This is a genomic window from Methylacidimicrobium sp. B4 (genome assembly GCF_017310545.1).
In the GTDB taxonomy this organism is placed as follows: domain Bacteria; phylum Verrucomicrobiota; class Verrucomicrobiia; order Methylacidiphilales; family Methylacidiphilaceae; genus Methylacidimicrobium.
In genome coordinates, this window is record NZ_CP066203.1 from 1,060,344 (window position 1) to 1,085,777 (window position 25,434).

General features: G+C 64.3%; 24 protein-coding genes. 15 read left to right on the forward strand and 9 right to left on the reverse strand.

Annotated elements, in window-relative coordinates:
- The first annotated feature begins 52 nt into the window (after positions 1 to 52).
- From lpxK to MacB4_RS05170, 5 genes are read left to right on the forward strand one after another with little or no spacing between them, the layout of a single operon-like run.
- Positions 53 to 1,300, forward strand: a complete 1,248-nt coding sequence (gene lpxK / locus MacB4_RS05150; RefSeq protein ID WP_206864769.1) for a tetraacyldisaccharide 4'-kinase — start codon at positions 53 to 55, stop codon at positions 1,298 to 1,300.
- A complete protein-coding gene (gene waaF / locus MacB4_RS05155) occupies positions 1,297 to 2,286 on the forward strand; it encodes a lipopolysaccharide heptosyltransferase II (protein WP_206864770.1) in 990 nt (329 codons plus the stop codon). Before lpxK ends, waaF begins: the two co-directional genes overlap by 4 nt.
- Complete coding sequence (murJ, locus tag MacB4_RS05160; protein WP_206864771.1) at positions 2,283 to 4,004, forward strand: murein biosynthesis integral membrane protein MurJ; 1,722 nt, start codon at positions 2,283 to 2,285, stop codon at positions 4,002 to 4,004. The genes waaF and murJ overlap by 4 nt, the downstream gene beginning before the upstream one ends.
- 39 nt (positions 4,005 to 4,043) lie before the next feature.
- Complete coding sequence (locus MacB4_RS05165) at positions 4,044 to 4,886, forward strand: BtpA/SgcQ family protein (RefSeq protein WP_206864772.1); 843 nt, start codon at positions 4,044 to 4,046, stop codon at positions 4,884 to 4,886.
- Entirely contained in the window at positions 4,883 to 5,698 is an 816-nt protein-coding gene (locus MacB4_RS05170) for a L,D-transpeptidase family protein (protein WP_206864773.1), read from the forward strand. Before MacB4_RS05165 ends, MacB4_RS05170 begins: the two co-directional genes overlap by 4 nt.
- A 13-nt stretch (positions 5,699 to 5,711) precedes the next feature.
- Here the strand turns inward: MacB4_RS05170 and MacB4_RS05175 are convergent, their stop codons facing one another.
- From MacB4_RS05175 to nuoB, 7 genes are read right to left on the reverse strand one after another with little or no spacing between them, the layout of a single operon-like run.
- Entirely contained in the window at positions 5,712 to 6,842 is a 1,131-nt protein-coding gene (locus MacB4_RS05175) for a complex I subunit 1 family protein (RefSeq protein WP_206864774.1), read from the reverse strand.
- Between the two features lie 10 nt (positions 6,843 to 6,852).
- Positions 6,853 to 8,538: a molybdopterin-dependent oxidoreductase gene (locus MacB4_RS05180; RefSeq protein WP_206864775.1), complete on the reverse strand. Its 1,686-nt coding sequence runs from the start codon at positions 8,536 to 8,538 to the stop codon at positions 6,853 to 6,855.
- Positions 8,539 to 8,563: 25 nt separating this feature from the next.
- Positions 8,564 to 9,946, reverse strand: a complete 1,383-nt coding sequence (nuoF, locus tag MacB4_RS05185; RefSeq protein WP_206864776.1) for an NADH-quinone oxidoreductase subunit NuoF — start codon at positions 9,944 to 9,946, stop codon at positions 8,564 to 8,566.
- 10 nt (positions 9,947 to 9,956) lie between these two features.
- Positions 9,957 to 10,502 (reverse strand): NAD(P)H-dependent oxidoreductase subunit E, encoded by a 546-nt coding sequence (locus MacB4_RS05190; RefSeq protein ID WP_206864777.1) that lies wholly within the window; start codon positions 10,500 to 10,502, stop codon positions 9,957 to 9,959.
- 19 nt (positions 10,503 to 10,521) lie between these two features.
- The gene (nuoD, locus tag MacB4_RS05195) at positions 10,522 to 11,757 is read right to left on the reverse strand and encodes an NADH dehydrogenase (quinone) subunit D (protein WP_206864778.1); all 1,236 of its coding nucleotides are present in this window, start codon (positions 11,755 to 11,757) and stop codon (positions 10,522 to 10,524) included.
- On the reverse strand, positions 11,754 to 12,341 hold the full coding sequence (locus tag MacB4_RS05200; protein WP_206864779.1) for an NADH-quinone oxidoreductase subunit C: 588 nt from the start codon (positions 12,339 to 12,341) through the stop codon (positions 11,754 to 11,756). Before MacB4_RS05200 ends, nuoD begins: the two co-directional genes overlap by 4 nt.
- 57 nt (positions 12,342 to 12,398) lie before the next feature.
- The gene (gene nuoB, locus MacB4_RS05205) at positions 12,399 to 12,908 is read right to left on the reverse strand and encodes an NADH-quinone oxidoreductase subunit NuoB (RefSeq protein ID WP_206864780.1); all 510 of its coding nucleotides are present in this window, start codon (positions 12,906 to 12,908) and stop codon (positions 12,399 to 12,401) included.
- A gap of 152 nt (positions 12,909 to 13,060) precedes the next feature.
- Between nuoB and MacB4_RS05210 the strand changes: the two genes are divergently transcribed.
- Positions 13,061 to 13,399, forward strand: coding sequence for a low molecular weight phosphatase family protein (locus tag MacB4_RS05210; RefSeq protein WP_206864781.1), 339 nt, complete (start codon positions 13,061 to 13,063; stop codon positions 13,397 to 13,399).
- A 12-nt stretch (positions 13,400 to 13,411) separates the two neighbouring features.
- On the opposite strand, the gene MacB4_RS05215 is transcribed toward MacB4_RS05210, so the two are convergent.
- Positions 13,412 to 14,965 (reverse strand): transposase, encoded by a 1,554-nt coding sequence (locus MacB4_RS05215; RefSeq protein ID WP_206864782.1) that lies wholly within the window; start codon positions 14,963 to 14,965, stop codon positions 13,412 to 13,414.
- A 68-nt stretch (positions 14,966 to 15,033) separates the two neighbouring features.
- Positions 15,034 to 15,435, reverse strand: coding sequence for an IS607 family transposase (locus MacB4_RS05220; RefSeq protein ID WP_242529348.1), 402 nt, complete (start codon positions 15,433 to 15,435; stop codon positions 15,034 to 15,036).
- 233 nt (positions 15,436 to 15,668) lie between these two features.
- Between MacB4_RS05220 and hisC the strand changes: the two genes are divergently transcribed.
- The 9 genes from hisC to acs all read left to right on the forward strand — a co-directional run bounded on the left by hisC (position 15,669) and on the right by acs (position 25,432).
- Positions 15,669 to 16,799, forward strand: a complete 1,131-nt coding sequence (gene hisC, locus MacB4_RS05225; protein ID WP_206864783.1) for a histidinol-phosphate transaminase — start codon at positions 15,669 to 15,671, stop codon at positions 16,797 to 16,799.
- Entirely contained in the window at positions 16,796 to 17,656 is an 861-nt protein-coding gene (locus MacB4_RS05230) for a prephenate dehydrogenase/arogenate dehydrogenase family protein (RefSeq protein WP_206864784.1), read from the forward strand. The genes hisC and MacB4_RS05230 overlap by 4 nt, the downstream gene beginning before the upstream one ends.
- Positions 17,653 to 18,945 carry an ABC transporter permease gene (locus MacB4_RS05235; RefSeq protein WP_242529349.1) on the forward strand — a complete coding sequence of 431 codons (1,293 nt, stop codon included), beginning with the start codon at positions 17,653 to 17,655 and terminating at the stop codon, positions 18,943 to 18,945. Before MacB4_RS05230 ends, MacB4_RS05235 begins: the two co-directional genes overlap by 4 nt.
- Entirely contained in the window at positions 18,938 to 19,783 is an 846-nt protein-coding gene (locus tag MacB4_RS05240) for an ABC transporter ATP-binding protein (RefSeq protein WP_206864785.1), read from the forward strand. Before MacB4_RS05235 ends, MacB4_RS05240 begins: the two co-directional genes overlap by 8 nt.
- Before the next feature lie 38 nt (positions 19,784 to 19,821).
- The gene (ilvE, locus tag MacB4_RS05245) at positions 19,822 to 20,751 is read left to right on the forward strand and encodes a branched-chain-amino-acid transaminase (RefSeq protein WP_206864786.1); all 930 of its coding nucleotides are present in this window, start codon (positions 19,822 to 19,824) and stop codon (positions 20,749 to 20,751) included.
- Positions 20,748 to 21,236, forward strand: a complete 489-nt coding sequence (locus MacB4_RS05250) for a UvrB/UvrC motif-containing protein (RefSeq protein WP_206864787.1) — start codon at positions 20,748 to 20,750, stop codon at positions 21,234 to 21,236. The genes ilvE and MacB4_RS05250 overlap by 4 nt, the downstream gene beginning before the upstream one ends.
- A 94-nt stretch (positions 21,237 to 21,330) precedes the next feature.
- A complete protein-coding gene (gene gndA / locus MacB4_RS05255; RefSeq protein WP_206864788.1) occupies positions 21,331 to 22,740 on the forward strand; it encodes an NADP-dependent phosphogluconate dehydrogenase in 1,410 nt (469 codons plus the stop codon).
- 96 nt (positions 22,741 to 22,836) lie between these two features.
- Positions 22,837 to 23,277 carry a ribose 5-phosphate isomerase B gene (gene rpiB / locus MacB4_RS05260; RefSeq protein WP_206864789.1) on the forward strand — a complete coding sequence of 147 codons (441 nt, stop codon included), beginning with the start codon at positions 22,837 to 22,839 and terminating at the stop codon, positions 23,275 to 23,277.
- A 172-nt stretch (positions 23,278 to 23,449) separates the two neighbouring features.
- Positions 23,450 to 25,432 (forward strand): acetate--CoA ligase, encoded by a 1,983-nt coding sequence (gene acs / locus MacB4_RS05265; protein ID WP_206864790.1) that lies wholly within the window; start codon positions 23,450 to 23,452, stop codon positions 25,430 to 25,432.
- Positions 25,433 to 25,434 lie beyond the last annotated feature (2 nt).

A 25,434-nucleotide genomic window follows, 5' to 3' on the forward strand; every position in this document is an offset into this window, starting at 1 on the left:
GGATCCGGGCGGAGCAAGGGGCGGAGGGGGAAGGAAAAGGAGATCAGCATCCATGCCTCGCTGGACGGATCGCTTCGAGCGCTTCGCGGTCGACGTCATCCTGGAGCGCCGAGACGGGAAGCGGGCAGCGGTCCTCCGCTGGCTTCTTTTCCTTTTGTCCCTCCTCTACGGCCCGCTGGTTCGATTGCGGCTCTGGCTCTACAACCGGAATCTGGCCCACTCCCATTCCCTGGGCTGCTTGGTGATCAGCGTCGGGAACCTCACGGTCGGGGGAACGGGGAAGACACCGGTGGTCGAAAAGCTTGCCCGGGAGCTCACTCGGGAGGGCCGGCGCGTCGCCGTCCTCAGCCGCGGATACAAAAGCGCGTCGCGACCCCTTTGGGCTCGATGGCGAGCTTCCCGGGGTGAAACGCCGCAGCCCGGCCCGCGCGTCGTTTCCGACGGGCAGCGGGCCTTCCTCGGACCACTCTTGGCGGGCGACGAGCCTTACATGCTCGCCTCCAATCTGCAGGGGGTCGTCATCCTCACCGGAAAGGATCGCGTCCGTTCCGGGTTGGCTGCGATCCACCAATGGGGCGTGGATACGCTTCTTCTCGACGATGGCTTTCAATATCTTCCTCTGAAAGAACGGCTCGACATCGTCCTGGTCGACCGGGAAGCACCCTTCGGTAATCGCTTCTTGCTGCCGCGCGGCACGCTCCGGGAGCCGATGAGCCATATTCGCCGCGCGGACATCCTCCTCGTCACGAAGTGCGACGGCTCTCCGCTTGCTGAGCTGAAGTCCGAGTTGCGGCGATACAACCGGCACGCTCCGATCGTCGAATGCGCCCACCTCCCGCGCTATCTCGCGCAGGTGAGCAGCGGGGAGAAGCGCTCCCTGAACTTCCTCCACGGCCTTCGCGTCGTTGCCCTTTCGGGCATCGCCCGCCCCGAGAGCTTCGAAAACGGACTGCGAAAGCTTGGCGCGGAGATCGTCTATTCCCGGAGGTTCGCCGACCACCACCGGTTTTCCGAGCATGAGCTTCTCCGGGTCCTGGATCGGGCAAAGGCCCGCTCCGCCGCAGCCATCGTCACGACGGAAAAGGACGCGGTCCGGCTTCCTTTCCTCAGCACGCCCCCTCCGGTCCCGATCTACTTCCTCCGCGTGGAGATCGAGTTCCTCCAAGGTGCGGAAGCTCTCCAGAGTCGGATTCGCGAGAAGATGCGGCAGCGACCGCCTTTTGCTCATGCTCCCTCCGGCCGCATTCGCTCCCTTGCGGAGGAGCCGACCGCCAACGGAGCCCACCCCGTCGTCCTGTGATTCCCTCCTCCCTCCTGGTCCGCTCTCCCAACTGGCTCGGAGACGCCGTCTTGAGCCTCCCCGCGGTCGCCAGCCTGAAGGCATGGCTGGGCCCACACCCTCTTGCTGTCGCTACGCCTCGGAAATTGAGCGCCCTCTGGCGTCTCTGCGCCTTCGTCGATCGCGTGGTCGAGATCGACCCGCCAAAGAGCGTTTGGCAGACCGCAAGACGACTGCGCGAAGGGGGATACGCGGCCGCCTTCCTGCTTCCGAACTCTCTGCGGTCGGCTCTCGAGGCGCGGTTCGCGGGGATTCCCACGGTGTGGGGCAAGGCGGGTTGGCCCCGCTCCGCCCTGTTGAGCCATCCTCGCCTGCCGGGAAACCCCGGAGAGCGCTACCCACAGCAGGCCGCGACCTACCTCGCCTTGGCGGAGGGGCTCGGGGCTTCTGGATCCCTGGCCATACCCGAGCTGCGCATCCCCTCCTCCTGGCGTCAACCCCTGGAGCCGATCATCGCCTTCTGCCCGGGAGCGGAATTCGGTTCCGCGAAGCGATGGCCGGAGGACTTCTATGTCGCCTTGGCCCGGCGGCTGACCGAGACCACGGGCTACCCGGTGCGCCTTTACGGAGCGGCAGGGGACCGCGACGTCTGTCGGCGGATCGCCGCGGCCGTTCCCGGCACCGAAAGCCTCGCCGGTCAAACGACCCTGGAAGAGTTTCTCGCTTCCCTCGCCCGCTCCCGGCTCGTCGTCTGCAACGACAGTGGAGCCATGCACGTGGCGGCCCTTCTCGGGGTACCCGTCGTGGCCCTCTTTGGCTCGACCGATCCTCTGCGGACGGGTCCTCTGGGAAGCTCTGCCCGCATCCTTGCCCATCCGGTGCCCTGCGGACCGTGTTTTCGCCGCGCCTGCCCGCTGGATTTGGCCTGCCTGCGCCGGATCGATCCGGAGGCGGTCTTTTCGGCCTGCCGGGATCAATTGGGCCTCTCCACAGCCCTCTCTTCGTGAACGCTCCGAACGATCCGCAGGCCCCCCCTCCGCCATCTCCGGCCCCGCCAGCTCCCCGGCGGGGATCCCGGGAGGGGAACGCCGCCACCCACCGGGCGGCTGGCATCGTCAGCCTCGCCGTCATGGGCTCCCGGATCTTCGGCCTGGTCCGCGAGCTTGTCTTTGCCGCGCTTTTCGGAGCGGGCAAGCTCCTCGACGCCTACCTCGCCGCCTTCCAGATCCCCAACCTTCTTCGCGATCTCTTCGCCGAAGGAGCGCTTTCGACCGCGTTTACGACCGTCTTTGCCAAGACTTGGGAAGAGCAGGGGAAGGCCAAGGCGTTTTCCCTGGCGAACCACCTGCTCGCGATCCTGATCCTCTTCCTTTCCGCGGTCTGCCTGGCCGGCATCGTCTTCGCCCCTCTCCTCGTCGAGATGACGAGCTTCGGCTTCCATGCGATTCCGGGAAAGTTCGAGCTCACGGTGCGGCTCACCCGCATCCTCTTCCCTTTCATCCTCTTCGTAGCCCTGGCGGCGGTCGCCATGGGCATCTTGAACGCCGGACGGATCTTCGGCCTGCCCGCCTCCGCCTCGACCGCCTTCAACATCGTCTCGGTCGTGCTCGGCGTTTTCTTTGCCTACACCCTCGAACCGCAGCGCGACCTCCGCCATCCTTCTTTTGGGGAAGCCGCCGTCTACGGAGTCTGCTTCGGGGTGCTCCTCGGCGGCCTGGCTCAGCTCCTGATCCAGGTCCCGGCATTCCGCCGGATCGGCTACGACTGGCGATGGGATTTCGACCTCAAGGATCCGAAGCTGCGCGAAATCTGGCGCTTGATGATCCCCAGCATCATCGCCGGGGCGGCCGTCCAGGTCAACGTCTTGGTCAACGGCATGTTTGCTTCGGAGATCAACGGCGGCCGTTCCTGGCTCAACTGCGCCTTCCGGCTCATGCAATTTCCCATCGGGGTCTTCGGGGTCGCGATCGCCACGGTGACCCTGCCGACCGTCTCGCGTCAGCAAGCCCGGGCGGATCTCGACTCCTTTCGGCAGACGCTCCGCCACTCGCTTCGACTCGGCCTCTTTTACACGGTCCCCGCCGCCGTCGGTCTGGCCGTCCTCGCCGAGCCGCTGATCCGGCTCATCTACCAGCACGGACGGTTCAGCGGCTGGGATACTCACCAGACGGCCGCCGCACTCGAAGCCTATACGCTCGGGCTGGCGGGCTACGCGGGGATCAAGATCCTGGCCCCCTGCTTCTACGCCCTCGACTCTCCTTCGATCCCGCTCCGGGTGAGCCTCTTTGGGATCGGCCTCAACCTCCTGCTCAACCTCCTGCTGGTCAAGGTCCTCTCCTTCGGCCACGTCGGGCTGGCTCTGACCACCTCTCTTGTCGCCCTTCTCAATTGCGCTCAGCTCTTCTTCGCCCTCGACCGGCGCGTCTTTCCCGGAGGGGTCCAAAGCTGGCTTTCTTTCCTCTGGCGGCTTGCGATCGCGTCCACCGCCTGCGCCCTTGCGGCTCACTGGGTCGCCGAGGTGGCAGGCCGGTCTCCTCTCCCGACCTTCCCCTTGGGCAGCACTCTCCTCGTCGCCGCCGCGGTGGCCGCCGGGGCGCTTACCTTCTTTCTTTTCGCCCGGGCCCTCGGCCTCGAGGAATGCCGCGAGGCGTTGGGCCTCCTCCGCCGGCTCCTTTCCCGACTGCAGCAAGGGCCGGGAGGCCGCCCGGCGGACGGCGCTCGCTAATCGCTTGTCCCGAGCCGTGCTCTTCGTAAAGATTCGGTCGTGTCCCGATTCCTGGAGCTTCCCCTGACCGCCGGCGGGCCCAAGCTCCTGATCGGCCTCATTCACCTCAAGCCGCTGCCGGGAGCGCCCCGATACGACGGGCGGTTCGACTCTGTGGTGGAGAGCGCCCTGGCCGATGCCAGCGCCTGGCAAGCGGGCGGGGCGAGCGCGCTCTGCATCGAGAACTACGGCGACGTCCCGTTCTGGAAATCGGCCGTGCCGGCGGAGACGGTCGCCTCCATGGCCGCCGTCGGGACCGAAATCCGCCGGGCGAGCCGGCTCCCCCTCGGATTTAATGTGCTCCGGAACGATCCACGCGCCGCGCTCGCCCTCTGCATCGCTTGCGGCGGAAGCTTTCTGCGGGTCAATGTCCTGAGCCACACGCTCGTCACCGACCAGGGGCTGCTCGAAGGAGAGGCCGCATTCCTCCTCCGCGACCGGTCCCGTTTCGGCGGTCCCATCCGGATTCTCGCCGACCTCCGCGTGAAGCATGCGGCACCCTTGGCTCCCCGCCCGCTCGAAGAGGAAGCCGTGGATCTGGTCGAACGATCGCTGGCCGACGCGGTCATCCTGACGGGGCCGCGAACCGGGAGCGAAGCCTCGGTGGCGGAGATCGAAGGGATCCGAGGGGTCCTGCCCGACACTCCGATCCTGGTAGGAAGCGGAATCACAGCGAAGAACCTGCCGCGCTACCTTGCCGCAAGCGACGGGGTCCTGGTCGGAAGCTCCGTCAAGGAGCAGGGGATCGAATCCCCGGTCGACCAGGAGAAAGTCCAAAGGCTTTCGCGCCTTGTCTTCGGCGGCTCCTCACCCCGCCCGGCTGCGCCTCTCCGACCCGAATGAGCGTTCGATGGCCCCTTCCCCCCGCGAATGGGCTTCGCCCGCTCGCCGGCGCTGTGCTGATCCTCGCAATCGCGGTCGGAGGCTTCTGGCTCTGGAGGTCGTTGCTTCTCTGGCCATTTCACCTCGAGCAGCGCATCGTCGTCCTCGCCGCCACCGCCAATTCCTGGCAAGGCCAGCTTTCCTGCTGGAAGCGGGTTCTTCCGGGCGGCCGATGGCGACGGGAGGGAGCGCCGATTTCGGTCCTCCTCGGCCGCAACGGGGTCGCTTGGGGCATTGGCCTTCATCCGCCACAACCCGGGCTGCAGAAGGAGGAGGGGGATGGCCGCACCCCCGCGGGCCGATTTCGGATCGGGCTTGTCCTGGGTTCGGCTCCGTCCCTTCCCCCGGGGATCCGGTGGCCGCTCTACCACCAGAAATCGGAGCGGGACGCCTGGATCGAGAATCCCGAGCTCCCCCACTACAATCACCTCGTCACCATTCCCGCCGGGGAAGAGGTGCCCGAATGGTTCGAGGCAGAACGGCTGCGCGTCGAGGATCCGGTCCTCGAGTGGATGGTCTCCATCGAGCACAACTACCCCGAAAGCCGCCCGGGGGCGGGTAGCGCAATCTTCCTCCATGGGCGATACGGGGCGCAGGCGCCGACGGCCGGATGCCTGGCGCTCAAAAAAAGGGATCTGTTGGATCTGCTCCGCTGGCTCGATCCTCGCGGCCGACCGGAGCTTGTGATCCTGACCCGCGAGGACTATCTGCGCCTCTGGTCATCCTGGGCTCTGCCCCGCCCCGAAACGATCGGGGCCGGGGAGATCCGCTGATCCCTGCCGAGCGTCAGATCGCCCCGCCGAAGAGCGCCATCAGGACGGCAACGACCACGATGTTGGCCATGGAGATGGGCAGGAGGATCTTCCAGCCGAGCGTCATCACCTGGTCGTAGCGAAACCGCGGAAGGGTCCAGCGGATCCACATGAAGAAAAAGACGAGCATGCAGACCTTGGCCAGGAAGACAAGGGCCTGCAGAAGGAAGGTTCCGAGCGAGGAGGCTGTTCCTAGCCAACCGAAGGGAAGGCTCCAGCCCCCGAGGAAGAGCGTGACGAAAAGCCCGCTGGCAGAGATGAGCGCGGCATATTCCCCCAGGAAGAACATGCCGAAGCGCATGCCCCCATATTCGGTGTTGAAGCCTCCCACAAGCTCCTGCTCGCTCTCCGGGAGATCGAAGGGGGCCCGGTTGGTCTCTGCAAAGAGCGTCACGAGGAAGATCAAGGATGAGAGCAGGAGGGAGGGCCAGAAGAGCAGGAAATGCCAATCCAGCTGCTTCCCCACCAAGGGCAGGAGGAACCAGCCCCGCTCGATTTGAAACTCGACGATCTTGGGGAGGCTCAGCGCCCCGGAAATCAGGAAGATCGGAATGGCGGAGAACCCGAGCGCGACTTCATAGGAGATCATCTGGGCGCTCGACCGGATCCCTCCGAGGAACGCGTACTTCGAGTTGGACGACCAGCCGGCGAGGACGATTCCATAGACCGCCAGCGAGGTGATCGCGAAGAGGAGGAGCGCTCCGATTCCCACGTTAGCGATCACCCCGGGCTGCGGGATGTCGACGGAGAGCCCGGGAAAGCGGATCGGATCGACTCCGGCAAAGGGGATCACGCAAACGGTCAGGAGAGCCGGAAGAAAGGAGAGAATGGGCGCGAGGTTGTAGTAAAAGCCCCGTACGTGCCCGGGAACGAACTGTTCCTTGAGCATCAGCTTGAAGGCGTCGGCAAGCGGCTGTCCAAGCCCTCCCAGGCGCGCCTTGAGAAAGGGAAGGCCGACACGGTTCGGCCCGATCCGGTCCTGCATGGCCGCACTCACCTTCCTTTCCGCCAGAACGGCGTAGGCGACGAGCCCCAAGAGGACAGCAACGACCAGAAGAATCTTGATGAGGGTGCTGACGAGAAAAACGGTGAGTGGAGTGACCATGTCGAATTTCCTAGCGTGCTTCCGCCGGAAGCGGCTGCCCTTGATCCCCGAGACCAGCCCAGGTCAGGCCATGGAAGGCGGGGATCGTCGCCGCCATCTTCGCAAAAATCTCTGGGCTGCTTTGACCCGGTTCCTCTCCCCCCAAGGCAAGAAGGAGCTTTCGCAGAATCCAGGCATCTTCCCGAGAGCGACCGGGTGAGGCAATCGCGCGTTCGAGTCGCTGGACACGGCCGGCACGGTTCACCATCGATCCGTTCTTCTCCGCAAACGACGCCCCCGGAAGAACCCAGTGGGCCTTTTCGCAGGTCTTGTCCACGAGAATTCCTTGCCAGACAAGGACGGAGAGCCTGCCCAGCAGATCTTCCGGCAGGCCGGCAGCGACCGCGTCCTCCTGAAGGCAGAAGAGACCGCTCACTCGTCCTTCCTCGATCCGTTGCCGCAGAAGTGAAAGCTTCTCGCCATCGGCCCCGATTCCCAAGATCCGGGCGCCCCGGCTGTTGGGATTGAGGTCGTCGCTTCGGAGCAGACCATCGGCCTGCCCCTTTCGGGGGACGACCTCGGTGAGGATCGCAGGCTCTCCGCCCAGGAGATCCCTCAGGCTTCGGACTAGGAAGAGCTCCTCGTTGGTCAGGCGGGCGGAGACGAGGAAGGCGACCGAGGAGGGCTCAAGCTTGCGCAGGGCCTCAGCGACCTGGCCCAAGAGAAGAGCCCATTCTCCCGGAAACAATCCGTTCTCGTCTCGCCTCGCGGGCTCGAGGACTCGGTGCTTGCTATGAATGGGATGAAACCCGAGTCGCCCCTGATCGCACATCCAATGGGAGTTGACCGCCTCGTTGATGCGCGGGGTGAGGCGATAGACGATTCCCTCCCGGCTTCCCACCGTTACGTTGCAGCCGGTCGCGCAGTCGACGCAGATGCTCTTGGTCTCCTTGAGGAACCAGACACGCATCTGGAACCGGAAGTCCTTCGTCGTGAGGGCCCCGACGGGGCAGATATCCGCCGTGTTGAGCGAGTAGTTGCTCGTGAAGCGCTTCTCCGGGTGAATCGAAAGCCGGTTGTATCCCCCGCGCTCGGTGATGCCCAGGCAGTCATCGCCCGCGAGCTCCCGGGCAAAGCGGATGCACCGCGTGCAGAGGATGCACCGTTCGTCGTCGAGAAGAATGCGGGGTCCGATGTCAACCCGCTTCGGCTTCCGGACTTTCTCCTCCACGAACCGGCTCCGGCCCTTCCCGTAATCGAAGGCAAACTCCTGGAGCTTGCACTCCCCGGCTTGGTCGCAGATCGGGCAGTCCAAGGGATGGTTGGCCAGCAGGAACTCCATGACCCCTTTCTGGCACGATTCGACCAGGGTGGAGCTCGTCCGGATGCCGAGGCCCGGGAAGGCGGTCGTCGCGCAGGCGATCTGCGGACGCGGCATCCACTGAAGCTCCGGGTGCCCCTCGCCATCGACGATCGGCTTCCGGTCGGGGCCGAGCTTGGGCATGCCCATCTCGAAGAGGCACATCCGGCAATTGCCCGAAATCGAGAGCTTGGGGTGGTAACAGTAATGAGGAATCAACTTGCCGAAGCGGCGAGCCACCTCGATCACGTTCAAGCCCGCGGGGACTTCCACCCACTCTCCATCCAGATGAACGTGCACCATCCGGGCGTCGCCCGGTGGCAAATCATGGTCGAAAGGATTTTTAATCAAGGCCATGGGGTATTCTCGCTAGGACGCTGACTCAATGGGTGGCCTGCAGCCGACCCTGCTCTTCCTTGGCCACCGCCTTGCTCTCGAACTCTTCCCGGAACTTGGCGACGAAGCTCTCCACCGGCCAGGAACAGGCCTCGCCAAAGGCGCAGATCGTCCGCCCGGCGATCTGGCCGGCCAGATCGAGCAAAAGCTGCGGATCTTCGGGCCTCCCCTGCCCTCCGGTCATCCGATCGAGGACCTTGCGCATCCAGAGAGCGCCTTCCCGGCACGGCGTGCACTGCCCACACGACTCATGGGCGTAGAAGGCGGAGAGATTGTCGAGGCATTCCACCATGTCGCGGGTATGATCCATGACGATGATCCCGCCCGAGCCTGACATCGACCCGGAGGCCGCAATCGTATCGAAGTCCAGAGGAAGATCCTCGAGCCGCATCTCGACCTCTTCCATCGCTCCTGCGGCGTTCTTGCGGCGGATGCGATAGACCTCCCCGGCGCGCAGCACCTTCGCCGACGATCCTCCAGGAATCAGCGCCTTGAGACGGTTGCCGTTGCGAATGCCTCCACAAACGTCGTAGAGCAGCTCGCCCATCGTGATCGCCCCCCCGTCGTATTCAAAGTACCCGGGGCGGCAGACGTCCCCGCTCACGCACCAGATGCGCGTGCCCGTATTGTTCGGGGTTCCGATCTTGGCGTACGCCGCGCCTCCCATCTCCACGATGTGCTTCACGTTACAGAGAGTCTCGACGTTGTTGACGATCGTCGGACAGAGGTAGAGACCCAACGCCGCCGGAAAGTACGGCGGCTTGATGCGCGGATAGGCTCGCTTTCCCTCGAGCGACTCGATCAGGCCCGTCTCCTCTCCGCAGATGTAGGCCCCCGCGCCGCGAAAGACGAAGATATCGAGGTCGTACCCGCTGCCGAGGATGTTTGCGCCCAAGAAATTCTTGGCGCGAGCCTCCGCCAGCGCTCGCTCCAGGATTCTGGCCCCCCGGGCCATCTCTCCGCGAATGTAGATATAGGCCAAGTGGGCGTGATTGGCGAAGCTCGAGATGATCATCCCTTCAATCAGCTGGTGAGGATCCTTGTAGAGGATCTGACGATCCTTGAAGGTCCCAGGCTCGGACTCGTCCGCGTTGCAGAGCAGATAGACCGGCTTTCGATTCTTCGCATGATCGATGAAGCCCCACTTGGTTCCTGTCGGGAAGCCCGCTCCTCCTCTTCCCCGAAGGCCGGAGGCCTTGACCTCGGCCACGATGGCCGCCGGGTCCATGGCAAGCGCCTTGCGCAGCTGTTGGTAGCCCCCATGCTGGAGGTAGCAATCGATGTCCGGGGTGTAGCCGGGCAGGTCTGCATAGCGGAGGATGATCCGATGCTCGCGTGTTGGGTTGGGTACCGCTCCGTCTTGAGCCATTTGGACCTTTCTAGGCGCCCTGCGCCGCCTCTTTCTCTCGGCTCTCGGCCAGGATGCGCTCTACGGTGTCGATCGTCGCCCGCTCGAACTCTTCTTCGTCCACCATCATGGCGGGGGCGCTCCCGCAGGCCGCAAGGCACTCCACGAATTCAACCGAGTAGGAGCCATCCGGGCTCACGTAGATCCCATGGCCCGCGGCAACGGTCGCCCCACATCGGGCCCGGATCTGCGCAAAGAGCTCGTGGCTCCCCGCCAGGGCACAGGAAAGCGTGCGACAGACCTTGAAGTTGATCCTCCCGCTCGGCCGCACATGGAGCATGGGGTAAAACGTGACCAGCTCCAGGATATGGATCGGCTTGAGGCCCAGCTTCGTCGAGATCCACTCGACCGCCCGTTCGCTCAGAAAGCCGAACTCTTCCTGCCAGAGGTGAAGCAGGGGGAGGGAGGCGCTCCGCCGAGAAGCGGGGTACTGTCCAATGATCTCCTCCGCCTTCCGCTCAAATTCGGGGCCCAGGACTTCCTCGCCGGGAAGCAGGGGTTGTTCAGGTGCTACCATGCCAGATCATCCTTCCGCGCTATCGATCGCACTCGCCCATGACGAAATCGAGGCTGCCCAGGATTGCGACCACGTCTGCAATGAGATGCCCGGGGAGAAGCTTCGGCAAGATGCTCAGGTTCATGAAGCTCGGAGCACGGATCTTCAGCCGGTGGGGAGCTCCGCCCCCTTTGCTGAGGATATAGAACCCAAGCTCCCCCTTCGGATTCTCGGCCCCGAAGTAGACCTCTCCCGGCGGGGCGGTGATCCCCTCGGTAACGATCATGAAATGCTGGATCAGCTCCTCCATCTTGGTGAGGACGGCCGACTTCGCCGGATCGTAGCTTCGAACATCATCGACGAAGATCGGCCCATCGGGGATCCGCGAGAGGGCCTGCTGCAGAATGCGCCGGCTCTGACGCATCTCCTCCACCCGAATGACGAAGCGATCGTAACAGTCACCTCCGCTCCCGACGACCGCCTCGAAGTCGTACTGCTCGTACCCGAGATACGGAAGCTTCTTCCGTAGATCGATCTCTACCCCGGAGGCCCGCAGATTGGGTCCGGAGAGCCCGTAATCCAAGGCGTCCTCCGCCGATACGACTCCGACGTCCTTCGTCCGATCCACAAAGATCCGGTTCCGACAGAGAAGCTTGTCGATCTCGTCGACCTTCGCGCCGAACTGCTCGACGAAAGCCATCGCCCGTCCCACCCACCCTTGGGGCAGATCACGCGCCACGCCCCCGACCCGGGTGTAGGTGGTCGTAAATCGGGCGCCGGTGAGCTCCTCGATCAGCGCGTAGATCTTTTCCCTCTCGGTGAAGGTATAGAGGAAGACAGAAATCGCCCCGCAGTCCATGGCGAAGGCGCCCAAGCCGAGAAGGTGGGAGGAAATGCGCGCCAGCTCGCAGCAGATCACCCGGATCGCTTGACAGCGCGGCGGGACGGCCCAACCCATCAGCTTTTCGACCGCACAGGCGTAGGCGACGTTGTTCGCCAAGGGAGCCAGATAGTCGAGACGATCGGTGTAGGGAACGAACTGGTTGTACTGCATGTTCTCGGCGATCTTTTCGTCGCCTCGATGCAGGTATCCGATCACGGGATCCGCTTTCACCACGGTCTCCCCGTCCAGCTCGAGCAGGATCTGCAGCACGCCGTGCGTGCTCGGGTGAGAGGGACCCAGGTTGACGACGAGGCGCTCCCCGGCGGGCGCATCCGACAGGTCCTCGCCTCCGAGTGAAACCCTCTGCGTCAGAAGCTCGGCGGGACCCGTCATAACGTCTCCTCGGGAAGTTCATCCGCGGGATGCGCGCGCGGCTCCCGTTCTCCGCTCTCCTGGGCCGACTGCGTCACGTAAGGTCCGCCGTCCATGGGAGCTGGACGGCTGAAGGCGACCCCACCGGCATCGCTCTCCCTCCCTTCCAGAGGGAAATCCTTTCGCAAGGGATGGAAGGGATAGCCTTCCCACATCAGGATCCGGCGAAGATCGGGGTGGCCAGCAAACCGGATTCCCATCATGTCGAATGCCTCGCGCTCTTGCCAATCCGCGGTGGCATAGACCCCCGCGAGCGAAGGCACGGTCGGCTCCTCGCCTCCCACCCGCCCCTTTAGCCGCAAGAAATCCCCAGAAGAGTCCGCAAAAAAGTGATAGACCATCTCGAACCGCGGCTCCTCCCCCCAGTGGTCGACCGCCGTCAGATCGACGAGCGTTCGGTAGCCCATCTGCTTGAGCAGCTTGGCCGCTTCCACAATCTCCGAAAGATCGAGCCGCACCGTCGTCTCGCCGCGAAACTCGTCGATCCCTTGAATCCGGCTCCCAAGGCCTGTCCGTAGCCTGTCGACCGCTTCCGCTTTCGTCATTGTCTGAATTCCCAACCGTCCGCCTCCCGATCCTCGCTCAACCACCGGACAGCCCGGTCAGGCCACCTGCTTCAAGCGACGAAGGGAGGGGTCGCCGTCGATCTTCGCCTGGATGCGCAAGAGCCCGTCGAGCAGGGCCTCCGGCCGCGGAGGGCAACCGGAGATATAGACGTCGACCGGCAGGAGTTGGTCGATGCCCTGGAGGACCGCATAGCTGCGATACATTCCTCCGCTCGAGGCGCAGGCGCCCATCGCGATCACCCACTTCGGTTCCGCCATCTGATCGTAAATTCTCTTTACCGCATATGCCATCTTGTAGGTCACCGTCCCCGCCACGACCATCAGATCCGCCTGCCGTGGAGAAAAGCGCATCACCTCGGCGCCAAAGCGGGCGATGTCGAAGCGCGAGCAGGAGGCGGCCATGAGCTCGATGGCACAGCAAGCCAAGCCCATCGGCATCGGCCAGATCGAGTTCTTCCGCATCCAGTTGATGGCGGAATCCACGGTCGTCAGGACGACGTCCCCCTCAACCTTAGAGTTGTAGCTCAGTTCTTGCATCTGGGCCATACGAGCCAATCTAACGGGGAGCGGTTTCGCGGCAAGCAAAAAGGTCCGCGAGGGAGGATCGATCTCTTCGTTTTGTCGACAACGGCTTTGCTGCTAGCTTTTCCAGGAGAAGATGTATGCTCATCCCCTTTTCATCTGCACGGCCAACTACTATGGGAGCCCTTTTTGCGGAAGCGGTGCTCCACTACCACGCTCTCGCCCGCCGGCTCTCGTGGCGGGCCCTCTCGCGCGAGCTCGCCGTAGGCCCCACCCCGTTGCCCCTCTCTCCCTTTGCCGCGGCTCGTCTGCAAGAGCTCGGGATTCCGCTTTCCCATACGGGCCGATCTCCACTCCGGCTTTCGGAAGCGGACTTGGCTCAATCCGCCCACGCGATCGCGCTGCAAGAGCGAGAACATCGCCCGATGATCGAGCGTCTCTTTCCGGGGTGGGTCGAGCGGGTCCAGTTTTGGGATGTCGACGACGTCGATCGCCTGCCGTTCCTAAAACCATAGACAACCATCCCACTACCAGGGAAGGTCGTCGATGACGTCGGCCGAACAGTTCTGCCGACGGTTCGCGTGCCGGGATTGCGCCGGCAATGCCCAGGTTGCGCCCAATGCCCGCGTTTCCGGGAGCAAAGGCGCGGGCGGCTCTCGCAAGCCTCCCGACCGGGCATGCGCTGCATGCGCCGCTTTGAGCCTCCTCCGAACCTCCGACCAGAACGACCACACATGCTTCGCCCGATTCCTCGCGGGTAGGGCAAAGGTGAGGTGGCCGCCATTGCGGGCTGGCGCAATGGCCTCCCGCACGGCCGGACGCTCGGAGAGGCCCAAGCCTCTCCTGGCCACGGCATAGGCCGCGCCCTGGTGAGAACCGATGCCATGACGACGCGCGTGATTCACCGCGCCGATCACGGAAGTATAGGCCGGATCGACTTCGATCCCCTCGACTCCGGCTCGAAAACACCCCACCTTGAGCAGGGAAATGGTCTTGGAGTAGCCAAACGACGAGATCTTCCTGGCGGCGGATGGACTTGCCACCTCAAGCTCAGCCCTCCTTTTCTTGAGATCCAGCCGCTCAAGGACCAGGGGAAGACCACGCTCCCGGGCCATCTCCACAATCATCCTCGCCGCGTCGCCGATGATCGCCTTGGCTTGATCTTCGGTCTTGCCGTAGAGGTTGAGATCCACCCGAAGGGCCCGCCGCAGGTTGCCGAACCGGTCCGTCTCCGCCACGGCCAGATGGTCGTGGTTGATGTCGATCCCAAGCGCTCCCGCCAGACGGCTTGTCGCAACGGGAACGGGCTTGGCCGGGACGCTCGCGAAGACCCGCCAGCCCTTCCGATCCCTCACAAAGCGGTAGCTTACCGCCACTCCCTCCCGCTTCCGGACAGGCTTGCCCGTCTTGGTTTGCGAGAAGACAACCCGGCTCGCGGCAAGCGCCTGAAGGATCTCCTCCTGGCCATAGGCGAATCGCACGCCGGGAATGACCAGAAGCTTGCCATCCGAGGCCAGCGCATCGGGAAGACGCAGGCGCAGCGTGAGACTGCCGTCGTCCTCGGCCGAAGCCCGGCAGGACTGGTTGCCCGCGGTCTCGTCCTTCGATCCGATCACGAAGAACTGGCCGCTCCGCGCCGCCTGCCAATCCTTTTTCCACTCCGCATGGCTGGCGTAGCCGTTCTCCTCAAGGGCAAGCTGCTTGCGGAAGAGGCGGCGGGAGCCGAAGCAGAGGCGGACGCGACCCGAGTCCCGGTCGGCGATCCGTGCCGCAAGCCTGGCGCGAAGGCTTCCAAGCCGCCGCTTCTTCTGGTGCAGCTTCTCGGAGCCCGGCTCCCTCGCCTCGAGAATGCGGACGACGCTTTCGGCTCTCTGGATGCGGGACTCGGCCTCGACGATCCACTCCGGAAGCCGCTCCCGGATCGAGGCGATCTTGCCCTCGAGACCCACGCGAATCGCGTGGAACTGCCGGGCGGTGATCCCAAAGCGCCGCAGGAACTCACACTTGAGATCGCCCATCGGAATCCCCACCCGCATCCTGGCAAAGAGGGCCCGCTTGGGCTCGCCCGTAGAGATTTGCATAGCCGTCCAGAGCCGCGACCTGCTCTGGCGCCAGCCTCAAGCGCGTCTGGCAGGTGAAGAGCGCAGGGTCACTCATGGAGAGCCTCGAGCGCCTTTTTCGCCCGCATCAACCGGTCCCGATGCTCGAGCAGAATGACGCCGACCTTTGGATCGCGCAAGAGCCGCAAGAGCCCCTTGCGATGGCCGGTCATCCCAGAGCCAACCTCCTTGAGCGCATCGACGATCGGCAACCGCTTGGCGAGCGCCCACTCCGCCAGCCGCGCCAACTGCCTGTCCAGATCGGCCTTCTGGTCGGCGCTGGAGACGCGCGCGTAAAGGGCAACTCCGCCGGGCTGCCTCTCCTCCGCATGCACGATCACCGTCCCGGTCGGCAGCTGCTCGACCGGTACCGGCATCTTCCCGTCCTTCCCCATCCGCCAAGCCGTCTTGGAGCCAATCCCCTGCCGCCTCGCCCAGACGCTCAGGTTCATGGGAAAAGAATGCCATGCAACGTGAGTTATGTCTATTGATTAGTCAACTGTTGGCAACCCTCATCCTTGGCACTGCCGAAGATCGAGAGCCGCGTGAGGCTTTTGCTCGAAGAGCTGGCGGCAACCTGACCGCCTCGGCCCCTCTGGATGGCGGGCACGCGGGGCGCAGGAGCGCCGAACGGCTTGCCTGACGGTGGACAAACCTTTAGCTTGGGCGTGACCAGCGTGTAACCGTGACTACCCTCGAAGACCTCGTCAACCCGGGAATTCGTTCCCTGACGCCTTACGAGCCCGGCAAGCCCATCGAGGAGCTCGCCCGCGAGCAAGGCCTGGCGCCCGAAGAGATCTGCAAGCTCGCCTCGAATGAAAATCCCCTGGGCCCCTCGCCCCTAGCCCTCCGGGCGATCCGAGAGGCGTTGCCCCAGGTCCATCTTTATCCGGATGGCGCCGGGCGGCTCCTTCGGGAGGCCATCGCCCGGCACCACGACCTCTCGGTGGAAAACGTCGTCCTGGGCAACGGATCCAATGAAATCATCGAGCTGCTCTTTCATGTCTTTGTCCTCCCGCGATCCCACGAGATCCTCTGCTCCCGCCATGCTTTCGCCGTCTATCGGCTGATGGCCCAGCTCTTCGACACCCCTTGCCGGGAAACTCCCGATCCGGAGTTCCGCCACGATTTGGTCGCCATGCGAAAGGCGATCGGGCCGAACACCCGGTTGATTTTCGTGACGAGCCCGAACAATCCCACCGGAACGCGCATCCCCAACCACGAGCTCAAGGCGTTCATCGAGGCGGTCCCCCGCCATGCGGTCGTGGCGCTCGACGAGGCCTATGTCGACTTCCTCGACGATCCTCCTCCGAGCCTCTCCTGGGTGCGGGAGGGGAGAAACGTGGTGCTGCTGCGCACCTTTTCCAAGATGCAGGGCCTGGCCGGCCTCCGCATCGGCTACGGCCTGGCACCCGCTCCGATTGCCTCCTGGCTGCAGCGCGCCCGCCAGCCCTTCAATACCAATCTGCTGGCGCAAGCCGCGGCGATCGCCGCGCTCGAAGACCGGGACCACACGGAGAAGACCCGGCGAATCGTAGGGGCGGGTCGCGCGCGCCTGGAGGAGTCGTTCGGGCAGCAAGGCCTCGAGTTCGTTCCCTCGTCCGGCAACTTTGTCATGGTCCGGGTCGGCGACGGCGATGCCCTCTTCCACTGCCTGCTCCGTCGCGGATGGATTGTCCGCCCCTTGCGTAGCTACGGCCTGGCTGAGTGGGTGCGAGTCAGCGTCGGCACGCCCGAAGAGGTGACGGAGTTTCTGGAGATCTTTCCGGCCGCTCTGAGCGAGACCAGACGAGCGTTGGCGCCCTCAGAAGCATGAACCGCACCTTCCCGATTGGCCGCTTGGCCGTGCTCGGCACCGGCCTCATCGGCGGATCGGTCGCCCGCGCGGCGCGGAGGCTCCGGCTCTGCCGGGAGCTCGCGCTCTATAGCCTCGGCTTGGAGAAGGAAGCGGTGCGGGCGGCGGGCATCGCCGACCGGGTTTCGGAAGATCCGGTGGCCGTGGTCCGAGAGGCCGAGCTCATCGTCGTCGCCCTGCCCATGGCCGCCATGTCCTCGATCCTCCACGCCGTCCGGGATGCCCTCGACCCCGCGGCGGTCGTGACCGACACGGCGAGTGTAAAGCTCCCGGCCATGCGCCTTCTGCAAGAAAGCCTGGAGGGACGGGCCCGATGGGTCGGCAGCCATCCGATGAGCGGAGGGGAGCGGTCGGGGTTCGCCTATTCCCGGCCGGATCTATTCGAGGGGGCGGTGTCGATCCTGACTCCTCCGGAAGATCCCGACGAGGAGGCGGTTGCCTTGGTCGAAGCGTTCTGGCTCGCCTTGGGCTGCCGCACCCTCCGGCTCCCGGCTTCGGAGCACGACCGGCGGGTCGCGGCGGTCAGCCATCTGCCCCATCTGCTGGCGGCCGCCCTGGTGCGGTCGGTGGATGATCGAGCTTGGGAGGTGGCCGGCTCCGGCTTCCGCGACGTCACGCGAATCGCCGCCGCTTCCCCGGAGATGTGGAACGAGATCCTGGTGGCGAACCGGGAGAACGTCCTGCTCGCTCTCCGCTGCTTCCTCAACGATCTCCAGGATGCGACCAGAAGCCTGGAAGCCGGATCCGGCGCGGCTGTAAAGAAGCTGCTGACGGAAGCCTCGCAACGAAGGCTCGCCTTCGACCAACGCCTCCCATGACCCGACCCGCTGCTCCTCCGGATGCGCCTTCCGGCACGATGCCCCGCTCCCTGCCCGGGTTCCTCGCCCTGCGCTACCTGCGACCCCGGCGGAGCTTTGTTTCGGTCATCACGCTCCTCTCCCTGCTCGGCGTGACTCTCGGGGTTCTCGTGCTGGTGGTCGTCCTCGCGGTCATGGCGGGATTCGAGCGGGAGCTGCAGGAAAAGATCATCGGCTTCAACGCCCATCTGGTCGTTTCCAACGGAGACGTGCTGCGCCAGCCGGATCGCGAAGTCTCCCAACTGCTCAAGGAGCGGGGCGTCGAGGGCGCGGCTCCATTTGTCAGCGGCCCGGTCCTCGCCGAGTATGCAGACCGGATCACGACCCCGATCCTTCGCGGGATCGATCCTCAAGCCGAGCTCGCCGTGATTCCCCTGCGCCGATACCTCGTCGCCGGGAAATACAACCTGCAGGCGGATCATGTGCTCGTGGGGGACGAATGGGCCAAGCGAAATGGCGCGACCGTGGGGGACAAGGTCGTCATCTACGCCCCACGCCATCTTCAGGCGCTTCGCGATTCCGCAAGCTCGAGCAAGAAGTCGCTCCCGCTTCCGACCGAGCTGGAGATCTCGGGGATCTTCCGGACGGGGCTCTTCGAATATGATTCGACCTTTTTCCTGACCTCCCTTCAGAACGCCCAATATCTCTACAGCCTCGGCCGCGGCGTTCACGGGATCGCCTTGCGTGTCAAGGATCCCATGGCCGCCGACCGCCTCAAGGCCCGACTCAACACCTCGTTTGCCCCTCCCATGGAGGCGATCACCTGGATGGACCAGAACCGTCCCCTCTTCACCGCGATCGCAGTGGAGAAAGGGACGATGGCGGTGATCCTCTTCTTCATCATCCTGGTCGCCGCCTTCGGGCTCTGCAGCACCCTCATCACGATCACGGCGCAGAAGCGGCGGGAGATCGGCCTTCTGAAGGCCCTCGGCGCCACCGACAGCCAAGTGCTCGGGATCTTCATCTTCCACGGGCTCATCGTCGGTCTCCTGGGCACCGCGATCGGATTGCTCCTTGCCGCGCTCACCCTGCCGAATTTGAACCTTTTGCGGGACCTGATCGGTCGGATGCTGGGCATCGACCTCTTTTCCGCGGATGTCTACCACTTCGCCACGATCCCGGTGGTCATCGATCCGCTGCAGATCGCGGGGATCGCCCTCACGGCGGTTCTCCTTTGCGTCTGCGCCGCATGGATTCCCGCGTGGAATGCCGCCAGGCTTTTGCCGGCAAACGCGTTGCGCTATGAATGAAACGGAGCGGCTCGAGAAGGGGGATCCTCCCTCGGTCCTCGCCGCGGAAGCACTCTACAAGCGCTTCCGCGCCGGGTCGGCTTCCGTTCCGGTGCTCAGCGGTGCGGGCATGATTTTCCGCGAAGGGCTCTGCTACACCATTCAGGGGGTTTCCGGATCGGGGAAGACAACCCTGCTCCACGTGCTGGCAGGGCTCGAGGCTCCCGACTCCGGGCGGGTGCTGTATCGGAATCAGGATATCTCCCGCTTCTCCCGCAAGCGGCTCGCCGCCTGGCGCGGCCGCGCGGTCGGCCTGGTCTTTCAGGCCTACCATCTGCTGCCGGAGCTGACGGCCTTGGAGAATGTGAACCTGCCGGCCATGCTCTTCGGCGAGCGGGATGCCAGGCCGGGCTGGGCGCTTCTGGAGGCCGTCGGCATGGTTCACCGCTGCCACCATCGACCTTGGGAGCTTTCGGGCGGAGAGCAGCAGCGCGTGGCTATCGCACGCGCCCTCCGGAACGATCCCGAAATCCTGATCGCCGACGAGCCGACGGGCAATTTGGACGAGGGGACCGGCCAGGAAGTGATCGACCTCCTTCTCGATCTCCAGAGAAGCCGGGGCAAGACTCTGGTCCTGGCCACCCATGATTCCCGGTTGGCCCGGATGGGGGATCGGCAGCTGGTCCTGACCGGGGGCAAGCTCGAACCTTCCGATCAGCCATTGGTCCGCCCAACCTCGACGTCCGACCCCTCGAGCTCCGCCGGGGAACCGAGCCCCGCACCGGAATCCCAATCGTTTTTGCGAGGGAGCGAGAATCCGAGCTTGCTTCCCTGGCCGGGATCGGGAAAGAAGCTTTGACTCCGCTCGGGCGGCGGAGCGGGCGGCAAGGAAGGTCGATGAAGGGGCAACAAGGAAAGAAGATCTTTTTGGACGGCACGTTCGTCGACGAAGCCGACGCCAAGGTGTCCGTGTTTGACCATGGCCTGCTGTATGGAGACGGGGTCTTCGAAGGGATCCGGGCCTACGGCGGCCGTGTCTTCCGCCTCGAGGAGCATCTGGAACGCCTCTTCGACTCCGCGCGCGCAATCCGGCTGCAGATCCCCTTGAGCCTGGAAGAGCTCACGAACGCGGTCCTCGAGTCTTGCCGGAAGAATTCCCTATGGGACGGCTACATTCGCCTGGTGGTCACGCGGGGCAAGGGCGACCTGGGACTCAACCCGGCCTCCTGCCCGAAGCCGACGCTCTTCATCATCGCAGACGCCATCCGCCTCTATCCGGCTTCGGTCTATGAGCGAGGCCTGCGCCTTCATACCGCGGCAGTCCGCCGGGTCTCTCCGACCGCTCTCGACCCGGCGATCAAATCCCTCAATTACCTCAACAACATCTTGGCCAAGATGGAAGCGGGAGCCACTGGCGCCGACGAGGCGCTGCTTCTCAACGAAGCGGGGTATGTCGCGGAATGCTCCGGAGATAACGTTTTCGTGGTGAAGCGCGGGGAGCTTGCGACCCCTCCCGTTTCGGCGGGAGCTCTCTCGGGAATCACCCGGCGAGAAATTCTCCGCATCGCCCGAGACGAGGGAATCGATGTCGTCGAACGCAACATGACCCGCTATGACCTCTTTGTTGCCGACGAGGTCTTCCTCACCGGAACAGCGGCGGAAATCGTCCCCGTGATCGAGATCGATGGAAGGACGATCGGAACGGGGAAGCCCGGGTCTCTGACGCAAGAGCTCTTGCTCCGCTTTCGTGCATTGACCCGAAGCAGTGGCCCCCTTATTTATAGTGCGGGGGAGCCAGCGGCCGCCCAAGCCGCGCAGCAGCAATGAAGTGCCATTTCTGCGGAGAACCGGCGACCGTACATCTGACGCAGATTGTCGGCGGCAAGGTTCAAAAAGTGCATCTTTGCGAGAAGTGCGCCAAGGAGAAGGGCGTATCGGATCCTTCCGTCTTTTCGCTCGCCGACATCCTCTTGGGCGGGGCGCCGGAAGGAGAGCGGGTCCTCTCTAAGAACGAACCGACCTGTCCGCAATGCGGCTTTACCCAATCGGACTTCAAGAAGACGGGACGGCTCGGCTGTGCCCACTGCTACGAGGTCTTCTCGGAAATCGTCGATTCGATGCTTCGAGACATGCACAAGGGCGTGATTCATAAAGGGAAGATGCCCGCCAAGTTCTTACGCCATCAGTTTTACCAGAGGCGGCTGGAGGATTTGCAAGAAAGCCTGCGCAAGGCGGTAAATGAGGAGCGTTACGAAGAAGCCGCTCTTCTTCGCGACGAGATCGCGCAACTCGAAACGCAGCTGAACGGCTGAGGGGCTCGACCGGGCCGGCACGCTCCCGGCACGGAAAGTGCGGACGGATTGCCTGTCTCGGTCGGGCAGCCAGCCCTTCGGAAAGGAGGTGGAGATGAATGCTTCGATCGGAGTCATCGGCTTGGGAGTCATGGGAAGAAATCTCGCGCAGAATCTCGCCGCGCATGGGTTCCCGGTCGCCGGCCTCGACCGGGACGCCCAGAAGGCCTCGGCTCTGGTCCGCGAGGGCCAAGGAGCCGAGGTGCAGGGATTTACGGACCCCGATCGCTTCCTCGACGCCCTCGCCCGGCCACGGGCGATCATCCTCCTGGTCCCCGCAGGCGCCCCGGTCGATGCCGTCATCGGGGAGCTCAAGGCCAAGCTCGCCCCGACCGATACGCTGGTGGACGCGGGGAATAGCCATTTCTGTGACACCGAGCGGCGCCAGCAAGAGCTGGAAGCCGCCGGCATCCTTTTGATCGGCATGGGGACCTCCGGAGGGGAGTTTGGTGCCCGTCACGGTCCGAGCCTCATGGGCGGGGGAGCGAAGGAGGCTTGGTCACGAGTCTCAGGTGCCTTCGAAGCGATCGCCGCCCGTGTCGGGTCCGACCCGTGCGCAGCCTACCTTGGTCCCAAAGGGGCTGGTCACTACGTCAAGATGGTCCACAACGGGATCGAATACGGCCTGATGCAATCGATTGCCGACAGCTATGCGCTTCTGAAGCATCTGGGGGCATCCACCGACGAGGAGCTGGCCGATCTCTACAGCAAGTGGAACGAGGGGGAGATTGAGGGGTATCTTTTGGAAATCACCGGCCAGATCTTCCGCCGGCGGGATGAGAGAACGGGCAAGCCCCTCGTCGATCTCGTCCTCGATGTCGCGCGGCAGAAAGGCACGGGAGCCTGGACCTCCGAAGAGGGCATGCATCTGGGCGTCCCGATCCCCACGATCGACGCCGGGGTAAGCTTCCGCAATCTTTCGGCACTTCAGGAAGAGCGTCTGGCAGCAGAGCGCCTCTTTCCCGCCCCTCCGGCGGCTCCGAACCTGGATCGGGATCTGCTGGCCTCTCATCTCGAGCAGGCTTTGTTCCTGGCCATGGCGCTGGTCTACGCCCAAGGAATGTCGCTCCTCCAGCGCGCCTCCTCAGCCTACTCCTACGGGTTACCCCTCGAAACCGTGGCCCGCATCTGGCGGGGCGGATGCATCATTCGCTCCCGTTTCCTCGAGGAGCTGCGTCAGGTATTCGGGAGAAATCCGGGGCTTGCCAATCCGCTGCTCGACGCCGAGCTTGCGGCCAAGCTGCGGCCGGCGGAGAAGGCGCTACGCGAGGTATGCGGATGGGCGGCCCAATCGGGCGTCCCCGCCCCGGCCCTCCAGTCCGCTCTCTGGTATTGGGATGCCTACCGGGCCGGCTCGCTCGCCTCGAACTTGATCCAGCTCCAGCGCGACTACTTCGGAGCGCATACCTACGAGCGGGTCGATCTGCCCGGCAGCTTCCACACGGAGTGGGAGGAGAGGGGATAGCCGACGGGGAAGCGTATTTTCTTCCCTGCTGACGATGGTCGGAGAGAAAAGAGCCTTTATCGCCGTTGCCGATCGGGCTAGAAAGAGGATCCCCGTATGAAAATTGCCCTCGGATCGGATCACGCCGGCTTCGCCTACAAGGAGAAGATCAAGGAGTTCCTCAAGAGCCTCGGCCACGAGGTGATCGACTGCGGCACCCACTCTCCGGAGCCCGTCGACTACCCTGACTACATCCGTCCGGCGGCGGTGCTCGTCGCCGAAGGGAAAGCCGAACGAGGGATCGTCCTGGGGGGCTCGGGGAACGGCGAGGCGATGGTCGCCAACAAGGTGCGGGGGATCCGATGTGCCTACTGCTTCAACGAGGAGTCGGCCCGTCTCGGCCGCGCCCACAATGATGCCAATGTCATTTCCCTGGGGGAGCGGCTGGTTCCCGAGGAGACCGCTCTCAAGATCGTTCGGATCTTCTTGGCGACCCCCTTCGAAGGCGGTCGCCATCTTCCGCGGATTCGCAAGATGATGGCTGGCGAGCAGGTTTAGGGTCCGTTGCTCGCCTCGGCTCTCCTGCGGCTCCTTCAGGGGCGACCGGCCAGGTCGGAATTTGTCTTTGGATGGGAAGCCGATCCGAATTTGCTTTTGCACCCCTGGACTTTTATCCTGCCGATGGCCTGAGCCGCGGCGAACGCAGCGTTGGACCGCGCCCGAGGAAATAATGGAAGCAACACCTGAGCCTGCCGCATGCACGCAGCCGGCCGCCTGCGCGGAAACGGGACCCGTTTTCCCTCCGCCCGATGGCTTCTCGGCCCGCGCGCACATCGGGACTTTCGACGACTACCGGCGGCTTTACCGCGAATCGATCGAGTCTCCGGAGACGTTCTGGGCGAGGATGTCGACGGAGCTCGACTGGTCAGAGCCCTGGAAGGAGCTGCTCTCCTGGGACCTGCCCTATGCGCGCTGGTTCGTGGGAGGAAGGATCAACGCCAGCTATAACTGCCTCGATCGCCACCTGTCCGGGCCCCGAAGCCACAAGGCGGCCATCGTCTGGGAGGGTGAGCCGGGCGAGGTAAGGACTCTCACCTACCGCCAGCTCCATCGCGAGGTCTGTCGATGGGCCAATCTGCTCTCCCGGTGCGGCGTCGTCGCCGGGGACCGGGTCGTGATCTATCTGCCGCTGATTCCGGAGGCGGTGATTGCCATGCTCGCGTGCGCACGCCTCGGCGCGGTGCATAGCGTCGTCTTCGGTGGCTTCAGCGCCAAGTCGATGCGGGATCGCATCCTCGATTGCGGAGCAAAGATCGTCATTACGGCCGACGGGGGATACCGGCGCGGGAAGATCGTTCCGCTCAAGGAACGGGTCAACGAAGCCTTGGTAGATCTCGCTCAGGTCGAGCGGGTGCTCGTCGTCCGCAGGACGGGGGAACCCGTTCCGATGACGCCGGGGCGCGACCTCTGGATCGAGGAAGGGATGAAGGATGTCGATGCCCGGTGCGAGGCCCGGTCCCTCGACAGCGAGCATCCGCTCTACATTCTCTATACGAGCGGAACCACCGGGAAGCCCAAGGGGATCCTGCACACGACCGGAGGCTATCTTCTCGGCTGTGCTCTGACGACCAAGTACCTCTTCGACATCCGGGATGAGGATCTCTTCTGGTGCACGGCGGACATCGGCTGGGTGACCGGCCATAGCTACGTGGTCTACGGCCCACTGGCGATCGGGGCATCGGTCTTCCTTTACGAAGGGGCACCCGACTTCCCTCACCCGGACCGCTTCTGGAGGATGGTCGAGCGACACCAGATCAATATTCTCTACACCGCCCCGACTGCGATCCGCTCCTTCATGCGTTGCGGCGATCCGTGGGTCGACCCCTGGGATCTCTCTTCGCTCCGTCTCTTGGGATCGGTCGGCGAGCCGATCAACCCGGAGGCTTGGACCTGGTATCACCAGAAGATCGGTCGAGCCCGCTGCCCCATCGTCGACACCTGGTGGCAAACCGAGACGGGATCGGTCATGATCGCTCCCCTTCCCGGAGCGACCCCCTGCAAGCCGGGCTCGGCCACTCTTCCTTTCTTCGGCGTCGACCCCGCGGTGGTCGACGATCAGGGGAATCCCGTTCCGCCCGGCGCACACGGGAAGCTGGTGATTCGCCGCCCCTGGCCCTCGATGCTCCGCGGCATCTACGGCAACCCGGATAGTTATCGGAGCCTCTACTGGAGCCAGATTCCCGGGGTCTATTTCACCGGGGATGGCGCACGCCAGGACGCGGACGGGTATTTCTGGATCACGGGCCGGATCGACGACGTTCTCAACGTCGCCGGGCATCGCGTGGGCACCGCCGAGGTCGAAAGCGCCCTCGTGAGCCACCCCAAGGTCGCAGAGGCGGCGGTGGTCGGCGAACCCGATCCGGAACGAGGGGAAGCGCTCGTCGCTTTCGTGACGCTCCGGCAAGGTGAACGGGGCTCGGAGCGGCTCAAGAATGAGTTGCGCCTTCACGTCGTGAAGGAGATCGGCGCGATCGCCCGCCCCAAGGAGATCCACTTTACCGCAGCCCTTCCCAAGACACGTAGCGGCAAGATCTTGCGCCGGCTGCTCAAGGAGCTCGTCCGGAGCGGACGGATCCAGGGAGATACGACGACCCTCGAAGATCCCGCCACCATCGCCGCCCTGTCCAGGGAAGTCGGCCAATCGACCGATTAGCC